General features: G+C 66.9%; 12 protein-coding genes. 6 read left to right on the top strand and 6 right to left on the bottom strand.

Features of this window, described 5'->3' with window-relative positions; all coding sequences use genetic code 11:
- Positions 1-31 precede the first annotated feature (31 nt).
- The gene (locus ABIB29_RS11285) at positions 32-838 is read right to left on the bottom strand and encodes an exodeoxyribonuclease III (RefSeq protein ID WP_354172792.1); all 807 of its coding nucleotides are present in this window, start codon (positions 836-838) and stop codon (positions 32-34) included.
- 166 nt (positions 839-1004) lie between these two features.
- Here ABIB29_RS11285 and ABIB29_RS11280 point away from each other — a divergent pair, with 166 nt between their 5' ends.
- From ABIB29_RS11280 to ABIB29_RS11265, 4 genes are all read left to right on the top strand, one after another.
- Positions 1005-2504, top strand: a complete 1500-nt coding sequence (locus tag ABIB29_RS11280) for a CoA-acylating methylmalonate-semialdehyde dehydrogenase (RefSeq protein ID WP_354172790.1) — start codon at positions 1005-1007, stop codon at positions 2502-2504.
- Positions 2504-3577: an enoyl-CoA hydratase/isomerase family protein gene (locus ABIB29_RS11275; RefSeq protein WP_354172788.1), complete on the top strand. Its 1074-nt coding sequence runs from the start codon at positions 2504-2506 to the stop codon at positions 3575-3577. Before ABIB29_RS11280 ends, ABIB29_RS11275 begins: the two co-directional genes overlap by 1 nt.
- Entirely contained in the window at positions 3570-4553 is a 984-nt protein-coding gene (mmsB, locus tag ABIB29_RS11270) for a 3-hydroxyisobutyrate dehydrogenase (RefSeq protein WP_354172786.1), read from the top strand. The genes ABIB29_RS11275 and mmsB overlap by 8 nt, the downstream gene beginning before the upstream one ends.
- Positions 4554-4615: 62 nt before the next feature.
- On the top strand, positions 4616-5395 hold the full coding sequence (locus tag ABIB29_RS11265) for an enoyl-CoA hydratase (protein WP_354172784.1): 780 nt from the start codon (positions 4616-4618) through the stop codon (positions 5393-5395).
- Positions 5396-5542: 147 nt separating this feature from the next.
- On the opposite strand, the gene ABIB29_RS11260 is transcribed toward ABIB29_RS11265, so the two are convergent.
- Complete coding sequence (locus tag ABIB29_RS11260; RefSeq protein ID WP_354172782.1) at positions 5543-5971, bottom strand: DUF1761 domain-containing protein; 429 nt, start codon at positions 5969-5971, stop codon at positions 5543-5545.
- A gap of 171 nt (positions 5972-6142) precedes the next feature.
- On the opposite strand from ABIB29_RS11260, the gene ABIB29_RS11255 reads away from it, so the two are divergent.
- Positions 6143-7540 (top strand): MFS transporter, encoded by a 1398-nt coding sequence (locus ABIB29_RS11255; RefSeq protein WP_354172780.1) that lies wholly within the window; start codon positions 6143-6145, stop codon positions 7538-7540.
- A gap of 95 nt (positions 7541-7635) precedes the next feature.
- On the opposite strand, the gene ABIB29_RS11250 is transcribed toward ABIB29_RS11255, so the two are convergent.
- The 3 genes from ABIB29_RS11250 to ABIB29_RS11240 all read right to left on the bottom strand — a co-directional run bounded on the left by ABIB29_RS11250 (position 7636) and on the right by ABIB29_RS11240 (position 10858).
- Entirely contained in the window at positions 7636-8490 is an 855-nt protein-coding gene (locus ABIB29_RS11250) for a LuxR C-terminal-related transcriptional regulator (protein ID WP_354172778.1), read from the bottom strand.
- Positions 8491-8566: 76 nt separating this feature from the next.
- Positions 8567-9073: a MarR family winged helix-turn-helix transcriptional regulator gene (locus ABIB29_RS11245; protein WP_354172776.1), complete on the bottom strand. Its 507-nt coding sequence runs from the start codon at positions 9071-9073 to the stop codon at positions 8567-8569.
- Positions 9074-9109: 36 nt separating this feature from the next.
- Entirely contained in the window at positions 9110-10858 is a 1749-nt protein-coding gene (locus ABIB29_RS11240; protein ID WP_354172774.1) for an AMP-binding protein, read from the bottom strand.
- Positions 10859-11123: 265 nt separating this feature from the next.
- On the opposite strand from ABIB29_RS11240, the gene ABIB29_RS11235 reads away from it, so the two are divergent.
- Positions 11124-12257 (top strand): acyl-CoA dehydrogenase family protein, encoded by a 1134-nt coding sequence (locus ABIB29_RS11235; protein WP_354172901.1) that lies wholly within the window; start codon positions 11124-11126, stop codon positions 12255-12257.
- 99 nt (positions 12258-12356) lie between these two features.
- Here the strand turns inward: ABIB29_RS11235 and ABIB29_RS11230 are convergent, their stop codons facing one another.
- Positions 12357-13538: an acyl-CoA dehydrogenase family protein gene (locus ABIB29_RS11230; RefSeq protein WP_354172772.1), complete on the bottom strand. Its 1182-nt coding sequence runs from the start codon at positions 13536-13538 to the stop codon at positions 12357-12359.
- Positions 13539-13656 lie beyond the last annotated feature (118 nt).

Here is a 13656-nt window from a genome sequence, read left to right as displayed (position 1 = left end):
TGGATCACGTCGCTTCCCGGGGCTGCGCCCATCAGTCGCTCAGCTCCACGATCACGGGAGCGTGGTCCGAGGCACCCTTGCCCTTGCGTTCCTCGCGGTCGATCGCGGCGCCGGTGACCCGGGCGGCCAGTGCGGGGGAGGCCAGCACGAAGTCGATCCGCATGCCTTCCTTTTTCGGGAAGCGCAACTGGGTGTAGTCCCAGTACGTGTAAACGCCGGGGCCGGGGGTGTGCGGCCGGACAACGTCCTGGAAGCCGGCGTTCTCAAAGGCATGGAAGGCTGCCCGTTCCGGTTCGCTCACGTGCGTAAGGCCCTCGGCGCGGAAATAGTCGATGTCCCAGACGTCGTCGTCCTGCGGAGCAATGTTCCAGTCGCCCATCAGCGCAATCTGCGCCGCGGGATCCTCCCGGAGCAGGCCCTCGGCATGGGTCCGCAGGGTGTCCAGCCAGCCGAGCTTGTAGGGCATATGTTCGTCGTCGAGGGCCCGGCCGTTGGGGACGTAAAGGCTCCAGACCCTGACACCGCCGCAGGTGGCGCCGATGGCGCGGGCCTCCTGCACGGCGTCCTTGCCGTTCTTGCCGAACACGGGCTGGTCCAGGAAGGTGCGTTCGACGTCGTCGAGCCCCACCCGGGAAGCGATCGCGACGCCGTTCCACTGGCTCAATCCGAAGTGCGCCACCTCGTAGCCCATATTCTCGAACAGCTCCCAGGGGAAGTTGTCGTCCTTGCACTTGGTTTCCTGGATGGCCAGGACATCACAGTCGGTGCGCTGAAGCCAGGCTTCAACGCGGTCGGCGCGGGCGCGGAGCGAGTTCACATTCCAGGTAGCTATCTTCACAATCCCTAACTTACCGAACTTGTCTGCCCGACGAAGCGGCGGGCCGGCCCCACCCCTCTGGAATTTAGTAGGAAGTCCGAGTATATTCGGGAGCAGAAGATGGCGTGGGTCACACGCGGCCCGGCCGTCACTTCGGCAATCACACGGTGCAAAGGAGCATTCCATCATGGTTCGCGAGCTATCCCATTACATTGACGGACAGCATGTTGAAGGCACCTCGGGGCGCTTCAGCGATGTCTACGATCCGTGCACCGGCGAGGTCCAGGCCAAGGTGCCGCTGGCCAGCACCGAGGAAGTCCGCAACGTGGTCTCCAACGCGGAAAAGGGCCAGCTCGAATGGGCGGCCATGAACCCGCAGCGCCGCGGGCGGATCCTGCTCAAGTTCGTCGATCTGGTCAACCAGAACCTGGACGAACTCGCAACCCTGCTGTCCTCGGAACATGGCAAGACCTTTCTCGACGCGAAGGGTGACATCCAGCGCGGCATTGAGGTCGTGGAATTCGCCGCAGGCGCCCCGCACCTGCTCAAGGGCGAATTCTCGGACAACGCCGGAACCGGCATCGACGTCCACTCGCTGCGCCAGCCGCTCGGCGTCGTCGCCGGAATCACTCCCTTCAACTTCCCGGCCATGATCCCGCTCTGGAAGTCCGGCCCGGCGCTCGCCGCGGGCAACTCCTTCATTCTCAAGCCGTCCGAACGGGACCCCTCCGTGCCGCTGCGCCTCGCGGAGCTCTTCACCGAGGCCGGCCTGCCCGCCGGTGTCTTTAACGTTGTGAACGGTGACAAAGAAGCGGTGGACGCGTTGCTGGAGGACCCCCGGGTCCAGGCCATCGGCTTCGTCGGCTCCACGCCGATCGCGCAGTACATCTACGCCACCGCCGCCGCGAACGGCAAGCGCGCCCAGTGCTTCGGCGGCGCCAAGAACCACATGGTGATCATGCCCGACGCGGACCTGGACATGGCCGCGGACGCCCTGATGGGCGCAGGTTTCGGCTCCGCCGGCGAACGCTGCATGGCGATTTCGGTGGCCGTGCCGGTCGGCAAGGCTACCGGCGACGCGCTCGTCGCCAAGCTGGAGGAACGGATCGCTGGCCTCAAGGTCGGCCACAGCCTCGCGAAGGACTCGGACTTCGGCCCGGTGGTGGCGGCGTCCGCCAAGGAACGGATCGAGGGCTACATCCAGGCCGGCGTCGACGAGGGCGCCACACTGCTGGCCGACGGGCGAGGCCTCAAGGTCGAGGGCTACGAGGGCGGCTTCTGGGTTGGCCCCACCCTCTTCGACAACGTCACAAAGGACATGACGATCTACAAGGAAGAGATCTTCGGCCCGGTACTGAGTGTGCTCCGCGCGGAGGACTACGACGAGGCCCTGCGACTGTGCAGCGAGCACGAGTTCGGCAACGGCGTGGCCATCTTCACCCGCGACGGCGACTCCGCCCGCGACTTCGCCAGCCGGGTGCAGGTGGGCATGGTGGGCATCAATGTCCCCATCCCGGTGCCGATTGCCTACTTCACCTTCGGCGGCTGGAAGGCCTCCGGTTTCGGCGACCTCAACCAGCACGGCGCGGACGCCTTCCGCTTCTACACCAAGACCAAGACGGTCACCACCCGCTGGCCCTCCGGCATCCGCACCGGTGCCAGCTTCGTAATGCCGGAAGGCAGCTGATGGCGGGGAAGCACTCCTCGGACGCCACGCCGTCGGAGGTGCTGTTCGAACGGCGCGGCACCCTGGGCATCGTCACGCTTAACCGGCCGCAGGCCGTCAACGCGCTCACCGCCGGCATGGCAGCAGCCATGCTGGACCAGCTCTCCCTCTGGGCGGACGACGACGCCGTGGCCGCGGTGCTGGTCCGCGGCGCCGGTGACCGGGGCCTGTGCGCCGGCGGCGACATTGTGGCCATCTACCGGGACATGCTCGGCGGCGGCGACGCGACGGCCGAGTTCTGGGCCGGGGAATACCGGTTGAACTCCCTGATCTCGGGCTACCCGAAGCCGTATGTCGCGTTTATGGACGGACTGGTCCTCGGCGGCGGCGTGGGGATTTCCGCGCACGGCTCGGTCCGGATCGTCACCGAGCGCACCCGGATGGGCATGCCGGAAACCACCATCGGGTTCGTGCCCGACGTCGGCGGAACCCTGCTGCTCTCCCGCTCACCAGGGGAGTCCGGCACCCATGCGGCCCTCACCGGCGCGCACCTGAGCGCCGCCGACGCCCTGTTCCTGGGGTTCGCGGACCACTTCGTTCCGTCCGCGAAGCTCGCGGAACTTGCCGGGGCGCTGGAGAACGAGCCGGCGGCCGCCGCCGTCGCACGCTTCGCCGGGGAGGCTCCGCCCTCCGTCCTCGCCGCGCAGCAGGAGTGGATTGACGCCTGCTACTCGAGTGACGATGCCGGGGAGATCGTGCGCCGGCTGCGGGCCGTGGGCGGTGAAGCCTCCGAAGTCGCCGACATCATCGACGCCAAGTCGCCGACCGCCGTGAAGGTGGCGCTGGAATCCCTGCGCCGGGTCAGGGGACTGAGCCTTGAGGAAGCCCTGGAACAGGAGTACCGGGTGGGACTGCGGTTCCTCGCCGGGCCCGACTTCCGCGAAGGCATCCGCGCGCAGGTGGTTGATAAGGACCGCAACCCGCACTGGCAGCCCGCCACGCTGGCGGAGGTCAGCCGCGACGACGTCGAATCCTATTTTGCGCCGCTGGGTGACCGGGAACTGATGCTTTCGAAGGAGCGCGACAATGTCTGAACCATCGCCGACCGATCTTTCGTCGTCTGAACCGGGCCGGCCCGGCGCGCAGGCCGGAGCGGTCGCCTTCCTCGGCCTGGGCCACATGGGCGGGCCGATGGCCATCAATCTGGTCAAAGCCGGCTACACCGTGACCGGCTTCGACGTGGTGCCGGCCGCCTTGGAAACCGCCCGGACGCACGGCATCACCACCGCGGACACCGCCGTCGAGGCAGTGGCCGGTGCCGCCGTCGTCCTGACCATGCTGCCCAGTGGTAAGCACCTGCTGGACGCCTACCGCGGCACCCCCGGCCAGCCGGGACAGCCCGGCCAGCCGGGCCTCCTCGCCACGGCGGCCCCCGGCACCCTCTTCCTGGACTGTTCCACGATCAACGTGGATGAGGCCCGGGAGGCGGCCGAACTCGCCGTGGCGGCCGGGCACCGGGCCGTTGACGCCCCGGTTTCCGGCGGCGTCGTCGGGGCCGAGGCGGGCACCCTGACCTTCATGGTGGGGGCACTTCCGGAGGACTTCGAAGCGGTCAAGCCGATGCTCGAGGTGATGGGCAAGCGTGTGGTCCACTGCGGGGAGCATGGTGCAGGGCAGGCCGCGAAGATCTGCAACAACATGATCCTTGGCGTCTCGATGATCGCGGTCAGCGAAGCCTTTGTGCTGGGCGAGAAGTTGGGGCTGACGCACCAGGCGCTGTTTGACGTCGCCTCCGCGGCCTCGGGCCAGTGCTGGGCGCTGACCACCAACTGCCCGGTACCGGGGCCGGTGCCCACGAGCCCCGCCAACCGCGACTACCAGCCCGGGTTCGCCGGAGCCCTCATGGCGAAGGACCTGAAGCTGGCACTTAACGCGCTCGAAAGCACCGGTGTCGCCGCGCGGCTGGGTCCGCTCGCTTCCGAGATCTACGATAGCTTTGCCGCGGAAGGCGGGGCGGGCCGGGACTTCTCCGGCATCATCACCGATATCCGGGAAAAATCCGAACACTAGCCGGTTCTGAACACTGGCTGGCCGAACACCCAACATTTCCGAACAGCACTGAGGGGACAGGCATGACGGAGCAGTACTCAAACATTCTGGTGGAGCGCCGTGGCCGGGTGGGGCTCGTGACGCTCAACCGGCCCGAGGCGCTGAACGCCCTCAACAAGGCCACCATGGACGAACTCGTGGCCGCCGTATCGGCCATGGACGCAGACCCCGGGGTAGGGGCAGTCGTGCTAACCGGCTCCGCCAAGGCGTTCGCAGCCGGGGCGGACATCAAGGAGATGCAGTCCAAGGGCTACATGGACATGTATGCGGCGGACTGGTTCCGCGGCTGGGAGGACTTCACCCGGCTGCGCATCCCGGTGGTCGCGGCCGTGTCCGGGTTCGCCCTGGGCGGCGGCTGTGAGCTCGCGATGATGTGCGATTTCATCATTGCCGGGGACAACGCCAAGTTCGGCCAGCCGGAGATCAACCTGGGTGTGCTCCCCGGTATGGGCGGTTCGCAGCGCCTCACCCGCGCGGTGGGCAAATCCAAGGCGATGGACATGATCCTGACCGGGCGCTTCATGGACGCCGAGGAAGCCGAACGCGCCGGCCTCGTGTCCCGTGTGGTGCCCGCCGCGGACGTGGTGGACGAGGCCTTGAAGGCCGCCGCCGTGATTGCCTCCAAGTCCAAGCCGGTGGCGATGGTGGCCAAGGAAGCCGTCAACACCGCGTTCGAGACCGGGCTGGCGCAGGGCGTGCTGTTTGAACGGCGGGTGTTCCACTCGCTGTTCGCCACCGAGGACCAGAAGGAAGGCATGGCAGCCTTCGCCGAGAAGCGCCAGCCGGACTTCACGCACCGCTGACCAGGACCCTCCGGACCTTCCTGCGACGCGGCAACCGCTCCATGATGCGCAAAAGCCCTGACGCTACCGTATTCCGGTAGCGTCAGGGCTTTTGCGCGTCGCCGGGCCGGACCCGCCGCGTGAGGCCTGCCCGGCGCCGTCAGGACATCAGGCCGCGCTGATACCGAACAGGCCGATGACGAGGGCCATCACCATGAGGGTCAGGAGTTCGTGGGCGCAGTTCAGCACGGTCAGGCCGACCGGGCGGCCCTCAAAGGCGTCGTGGGTGATGAAGCGCGCGGCCGTGAACCCGGCCCACAGGATTAGGGCCGTGACCAAGGTGTTGACCAGGAAATTCCCGCCGTAGAAGTGCTGCGAGATGGCGGCGGCCCCGGCCAGCACGAGGGCGCTGACGAAGCTGACGACCAGCGTGATCACGATCGGTATGACGGCGTCCTTGGCATCCCCGCTCGGGGTGACCTTGGCGACGCGCATCCAGTAGTTGCCGAACACCTTGGGCGTGTACCAGACGGACCCGACCACCATGCTGGACAAGGTGGCCAGCAGTACCGCCCAGATGTTGATCTCCGGGATCATCGCGCTCCTCAGGTTCAGGCTTGGTTTCCCCACGAAGTCTAGGTGACCGCCCGGGGGTTCTGGGCTTTTCGGAACTACCTCTTTTAGGAGGTAGTTGGATGTCCATGCTTTTCGCTACGGTGATCTGAGTCACATAGCCGTGCATCGAGGCTGACATCAAAGGAGATTGCCATGACTTCAGTTTCACCGACTTCGCCGGCCGGGCTGCAGGCGCCGCCCAGCCGCAAGACCCTGCGCAAGGTTGCCTTCGCCAGCGCCGCCGGAACCACTATCGAGTTCTACGACTTCTTCATCTACGGCACCGCTGCCGCCCTGGTCTTCCCGGTCGTGTTCTTCCCGGCTCTGGGCGCCGCCGCCGGCACCATCGCCTCCTTCGGCACGTTCGCCGTCGCCTTCTTCGCCCGTCCCGTCGGCGCGATTATTTTCGGCCACTTCGGCGACCGGATCGGCCGGAAGAAAACCCTCATCACCACGCTGCTCATGATGGGCATCGCCACCGTGATGATCGGCCTGATTCCGGACGCCAACACCATCGGCGTGGCCGCGCCCATCCTGCTGGTGGTGCTCCGCTTCGTGCAGGGCCTCGCCGTTGGCGGCGAATGGGCCGGCGCCACGCTGCTCGTGGCCGAATACGCCCCCAAGGGCAAGCGCGGGCTGTTCGGTTCCTTCCCGCAGATGGGACCGTCCGTTGCCTTCGCCCTGGCCAGCGGCACGTTCCTCATTACCAACCTGACGCTGGGGGACAAATCCGACGCCTTCATCACCATTGGCTGGCGCGTCCCGTTCATCCTCAGTGCCGTGCTGGTCCTCGTGGGCCTCTGGGTGCGGCTGAGCATCGAGGAAACCCCGGTCTTCAAGAACGCGGCCAAGGTCACCGATACCAGCACCAAGCTGCCCATCCTCGAATCCATCAAGCGCCAGCCGCGCGAAATCCTCCTCGCCGGCGGCTCCCTGACGCTCCTGTTCGCATTCTTCTACATCGGCACCGCCTACCTCACCAGCTACGCCACGAGCCCCACCGGGATGCAGCTGAGCCGGGTGGAGGTGCTGAGCACCGGCATCGTCGCCTCGCTGTTCGTTGCCGCGGCCACCCTGGCCTCCGGCGTCCTGTCGGACCGCTTCGGCCGGAAGAAGGTTATCGCCACCTCCTGCATCCTCGCCGTGCCGTGGTCCCTCATGCTGTTCCCGATCCTCAGCGCGAACACCGTTTTTGCCTTCGGTCTCGGCCTCACTGTGACCCTGGTGATCTTCGCCATCGCCTACGGTCCCGCCGGGGCGCTGCTCCCGGAACTGTTCGAGACCCGGTACCGCTACACCGGCGCCGGCATGGGCTACAACCTCGCCGGCGTCGTCGGCGGAGGCATTGTCCCGCTCGTGGCGGCCCAGCTCGCCGTCACGTCCGGTGCGTGGTCCATCGGGTTCCTGCTCGCCGGGATCGGCGTGTTCAGCGTGCTCTGCACTCTGGCCCTGCCCAACCGCGAAAACCGCGGGCTGGAAGACGGCAAGCCGCACGCCCCTGCGGAGCATGCGGAAGGCACAGCAGTTATCGAGCCCGTCGCCGGTCCCTAGGAATCTGAGCCGGGGCGATCCAGGCTGCGGATTCTGGCTTTGGGGGATCCGCGGGTGGAGGAGCGGGGATGCCGGCGAAAACCGGCAGCCCCGCTCTACGGGATAAGTCCCAGCCGGCGGGCCGCGGACACGGCCTCGAGCCGGTTGTGCGCGGACAGTTTGGCCATCGCGTTCTGCAGGTAGCTCTTGACCGTCACGGCTTTCAGGCCCAGGCGCTCCGCGGTTTCCTGGTACGAACAGCCGAGCGCCACCTGCGCCAGGACATCGAGTTCCCGGCGGGCGAGCCGGGCCGTCGGATGGACCCCGTCGGCGGGCGGCGGCGCCAGATGGCTCCCGATGATGTCCAGCTGCCGTGCCAGGTTCGGATCGGACACGGTGCCGGCCAGGGACCGCAGCTCGGCGTGGGCCTCCCGGACGTGCTCCAGCCAGCTCCGGTCCAGGGCCAGGGCAGGCTCGGCCCTGGTGGTATCGATGATCGAGACCCGCCGGTCCACCTCGTCCCGGATCCGCAGTTCCTCGGCGATCTCGGCGGCCGCCTGCATCGCCTCGCACACCGCGTTTTCGCCCAGCGGGGCGCTGTCCCTGCTGGCGATGTACAGCACCGCCCGCGACCGGCCCTGGACCACCACGGGGACGGCTGCCATTGACGTCAGGCGTTCCCGCCGGACGGCGAGATCGTATTCATGGGTGATTCCCTCGGAGGCGATGTAGTCCTCGACCAGGAACGGCCGCCGCTGCGTGAAGACCCGGCCGCCGAGGCCCGCGCCGGGGACAACGACGACCTGGTGCAGGCTGGACGTGGCGGTGCCAAGGAAATCCGTCAGCTGCAGCCGCTCGCCGCTGGCCAGCCCGGCGAACAGCACGGCGGGCCGGAACCTGCCGGAGAGCAGGCGCAGGGAGGCGCGGAGCAGCTCCCGGTCATCGGGGCGGGAATAGGCGTTCGGCTTCATGAGTCGTCTCCTGGTGCCGCGGAACCCATCACTGCATTGTGACGGGAAGTCAGTTCTGGGGGCCTTCCGGCCGGGGCTATTCGCTGAAATCGCCAGCGTTGCGGCGGAAAGTGCCCAGGATCCGGATCAGCTGGTCGACATCCTGCTCCGCGAAGCCGGACTGGGCGAACACCTCGGAGTTGAGTGCCGCCGTCGCCCGTTTCGCCAGCGTCCGCCCCTCCTGGGTGAGTTCAATCAGGGTGGTGCGCCCGTCCGTGGGATGCGGCGAGCGGAGCACCAGCCCCGCCTGCTGCAGCCGGTCGACGGCGTTCGTCACCGAGGTGGGATGGACCTGCAGCAGCGCGCTCGCCTTGTTCATGGGCAGCGCGCCGCTGCGGGCGAAGCTCAGCAGGGCGAGCAGTTCGTAGCGGGCAAACGTTAATCCGAACGGCTTCAGGACGCCCTCGATCCGGGCCAGCAGGATCTGCTGGGTCCGCATGATGGCGGTGATGGCGGCCATCGGCGCGGCGACGTCGGTCCAGCCGTGCCGTTCCCAGTTCAGCCGGGCATCGGCGATCGGATCACGCGGCAGCGGCGTTGCCACGGCACCCCCAGCTTCTCGACCTGAATCTCATGGGATTCAGCCTAGCTTTTCGGCGGGGCTTTTAAGGCCGGGGAAATCGGCTTCGGAGTACTCCGTGCCGAGGCCGGCCGGGACCGTCCCGCCGCCATGGCGTACTTCTTCGCTGTGCCGCAGCTCCACGCGCCGGATCTTGCCCGAGATGGTCTTGGGCAGCTCGGCGAATTCCAGCCGGCGGATCCGCTTGAACGGTGCCAGGTGGTCGCGGCAGTACCGCAGAATGTCCTCGGCAAGTTCCGGGCCGGCCTCGTGCCCGGCCGCCAGGACCACAAACGCCTTGGGGACCGAGAGCTTGAGCGGGTCCGGGGAGGGGACGACGGCGGCCTCGGCCACCGCCGGGTGCTCGATCAGCACGCTTTCCAGCTCGAACGGGGACAGCCGGTAGTCCGAGGACTTGAAGACGTCATCGCCGCGGCCCACGTAGGTGATGATGCCGCGCTCGTCCCGGCTCGCCATGTCACCGGTGTGGTAATACCCATCGCGGAACGCATCCGCCGTCTTTTCGGTATCCCCGTAGTACGCCTTCATCAGCCCGACGGGGCGGGGGTCCAGGCGCAGGCAGAGCTCGCCGTCGTCGCCCTCGTCACCCGTTGCCGGGTCCACGAGCACGACGTCGTAACCGGGCAGCGGCTTGCCCATGGCGCCGATCTTGATCGGCTGGCCGGGGGTGTTTGCGATCTGCACCGTGGATTCGGTCTGGCCGAAGCCGTCGCGGATGGTTTGTCCCCAGGCTCGATGGACCTGGTCGATCACCTCGGCGTTGAGTGGCTCGCCGGCGGACACCACCTTGGTGGGCGGGTTCTTGAGCAGGGTCAGGTCGGCCTGGATGAGCATGCGCCACACGGTGGGAGGGGCGCAGAAGCTCGTCACCGACTCGCGGTCCATCTGCTCCATGAGTGCCTTGGCATCGAAGCGTTCGTAGTTGTAGATAAAAACGCAGGCCTCGGCGATCCAGGGTGTGAACACATTGGACCACGCGTGCTTGGCCCAGCCCGGCGAGGCCACGTTCAGGTGCACATCGCCGGGTTCCATCCCGATCCAGAACATGGTGGACAGGTGGCCCACCGGGTAGGAGGTGTGCGTGTGCTCCACCAGCTTGGCTTTGGAGGTGGTACCCGAAGTGAAGTAGAGCAGCAGGGTCTCGTCGGCACGGGTCGGCGCGTCCGGGGTGAAGGCCTCCTCCGCGCCGGCGGATTCGGTGTACTGCAGGGCGGCGTTGTTTATCTCGGCGGTGCCGGCTTCGGCGCCGATTTCGATCAGGGTGTAGTCACCCGGGACCTCATCGAATTTCTGGATATTGGCACTTCCGACGGCGGCCCAGTTCGCGCCGCCGCGTTCCACCCGGTCCTTGAGGTCCGCCGGCCCCATCAGCGTGGTGGTGGGGATCATGACAATGCCCAGCTTGATGCCGGCGAGCATCAGTTCCCAGAGTTCCACCTGGTTGCCGAGCATGATGATCATGCGGTCGCCGCGCCGGACACCCCGGCTGCGCAGCCAGTTGGCCACCTGGGCCGAGCGGCGGGACAGGTCTGCATAACTGCGCCGCGTGGCAGAGCCGTCCTGCTCCACGATGACGAGGGCCGGCTTGTCCGCCTTGGCCGGGTCCGCCGCGATCTGGTCGAACCAGTCCAGGGCGAAGTTGAAGTGCTCAAAGCGCGGCCACTGGAATTCGCTGCGCGCCGCCTCGTAGTCCATGCGGAGGTCAAGCATGCGGTCGCGTGCTGCGCGGAATTCCTCAGTGACTGTCATGGTGCACCTTTCGAAGTCTGGTGGCGCAGCCGTTTCAAGCCCGGCGCCGTTGCCCGGAGACCACCCGTTGTCTAGTGATCCCCATCACTGTGCAATATACTAGGACATCCAAGGGTTTGGAAGAGCCGACCCGGTTCATGACCGGATCACTACGAAGGGATACATGCCCGTGCAGCCACAAGGACGTGCCAGCGGACAGAAGGTCACCGAGCATGAAGCGGCGCTTGAGGGCGTGGCGGCTCCGCCCTTCCCGGACGCCGATTTGATGTACATCGTCGACCTGCTTCCCCCGGAGGAGCAGTCCCGCTACCTGGAAATCCGCGACTTCCTCCAGTCCCGGATCCGGGCGGCCTCGATCGATTACTGGAACCGCGAGGAGTTCCCTTTCGGGCTGCTTGCCGAGCTCGGCAAGTACGGTCTGGGCGGCCTGCAGACGGACGGGACGTCCAAGCTGTTCAAGGGCCTGATGTACGTCGAGGTGGCCCGCGCCGATGTGTCCCTCTCGGCCCTCGTGGGGATCCACAATGAGCTGATCGTCGGCATGATCGACCAGCTCGGCTCCGAAGAACAGAAGGCACGCTGGCTGCCGGGGCTCACCGCCCTGACACAGATCGGCGCCTTCGCCCTGACCGAGCCGGAGCACGGCTCGGACATCGCGGGCGGGCTGGCCACCACGGCACGGCTGGAGGACGGGGAGTGGGTCATCAACGGTGCGAAGCGCTGGATCGGCGCCGGCACCATTGCGGACTTCGCCCTGGTGTGGGCGCGGGATGTCGCGGACCAGCAGATCAAGGGCTTCATCGTCGAGACGGACCGGCCCGGCTACACGGCCACCAAGATCGCGAACAAGATCGGGCTGCGGATCATGCAGAACGCGGATATCGTGCTCGACGAGGTCCGCATCCCGGAGTCCAACCTGCTCCCCGGGGCCACCGACTTCTCCAAAGCCAACGAACTGCTGCGCGATTCGCGCGCCTGGGTGGGCTGGCAGGCGGCCGGCATCCAGCTGGCCGCGTTCGACGTCGCGCGTGCCTATTCGCTGGAGCGGAAGCAGTTCGGCAAGGAACTGGCGCGCTTCCAGCTGATCCAGCAGCAGCTGGCCGAGATTCTGGGCAACGCTTCCGCGTCGCTGTCGCTGATGGCCCAGCTGGCCAGGATCCAGGCGGACGGAAAGCTCGAGATGGTCCAGGCCGCGATGGCCAAGTCAACGACCACCCGGCTGGCACGGGCATCGGTCGCGATGGGGCGCTCGCTGATGGGTGGCAACGGCATCAGCAGCGACTACGAGATGGGCAAGCTCTTTGGCGATGCTGAGATCCTGTACACGTACGAGGGCAGCTACGAGATCAACTCACTGATCGTGGCCAGGGCCGTGACCGGGAAGTCCGCGTTCGTTTAACGCACTGGGGTGCCGGCCAGAATGTTCCTGGCCGGCACCCCGGTTGCCCCGCGGGTGCCGCGCAGCGAGCGCTGAAAGCCGAGGCGGCGCCGGCGCCGCCTAACGGAACGCGGAGATGCCCGTGATGCGCTGGCCGAGGATGAGGGTGTGGACTTCATCTGTGCCCTCATAAGTCCGCACGGATTCGAGGTTGTTGGCGTGCCGCAGCGGCGAGTAGTCCAACGTGATGCCGTTTCCGCCCAGGACAGTGCGGGCTTCGCGGCAGATGGCGATGGCCTCGCGGACGTTGTTCAGCTTTCCCACGGAGATCTGGACCGGCTCCAGGGACCCGGCATCCTTCAGCCGGCCGGTATGGACGGCCAGCAGCGTTCCCTTCTGGATCTCCAGGAGCATATTGACCAGCTTCTCCTGAGTGAGCTGGTAGCCAGCCAAAGGCTTGCCGAACTGCAGGCGGTCTTGGGAGTACGCCAGGGCGGCCTCGTAGGAGTCCCGGGCGGCGCCCATCGCACCCCAGATGATCCCGTAGCGGGCCTCGTTGAGGCAGGAAAACGGGCCGCTGAGTCCCCGCGCGCCGGGGAGCAGCGCTGTGCCCGGAAGGCGGACGTCCTCAAGGTCGATGTCGCACTGGATCGACGCCCGCATGGACAGTTTGGACCCGATCGGCGTTGCGCTGAATCCCGGAGTGTCCGTCGGCACGATGAACCCGCGGATGCCGTCGCTCGTGTTGGCCCAGATCACCGCAATCTGGGCGACGGAAGCAAGGCCGATCCAGCGCTTTGCGCCGTTGAGGATCCAGCCGCCCCTGCCGTCCGGTGCCGCAAAGGTCGCCATGCTGGAAGGGTCCGAACCGGCAGAGGGCTCGGTCAGCCCGAAGCAGCCGATTTTTTCGCCCCGTGCCATCGCCGGCAGGTGCTCGTTCTTCTGCTCCTCGGATCCCCACCTGTGGATCGCAGTCATGGCCAGTGAGCCCTGCACGCTCACGAACGTCCGGAGCCCGGAGTCCCCGGCCTCCAGTTCCATGGCGGCGAGGCCATAATCGACGGCGCTCCGGCCGGGACAGCCGTAGCCTTCCAGGTGCATTCCGAGCACCCCGAGCTTGCCCAGCTCGGGCACCAGCTCGAGCGGAAAATGTGCCTGCTCGTACCAGGCGCTGATGTTGGGCCGGATGCGTTCCGTCACGAAGGCGCGGACAGTCGCGCGCAGCTCGAGCTCCTCCGCCGTCAGCAGGCTATCGAGGTTGAGGACGTCATCGTCCACGAGGGTGGCTTCGGCTATGGTCACAGGTTCAACTCCAGGCAGGTAAGTGGGCGGCGGTCCCAATTGGTTCCGGCATGGGCCGGGGGTGCTAACCACTGTGCCAGTCGGATTGCACCTGATCCAATACCAAATGATGTCCGCG

Source organism: Arthrobacter sp. UYEF36 (assembly GCF_040547025.1).
In the GTDB taxonomy this organism is placed as follows: Bacteria; Actinomycetota; Actinomycetes; order Actinomycetales; family Micrococcaceae; genus Arthrobacter.
This window is presented reverse-complemented; position numbering and strand designations above follow the sequence as displayed.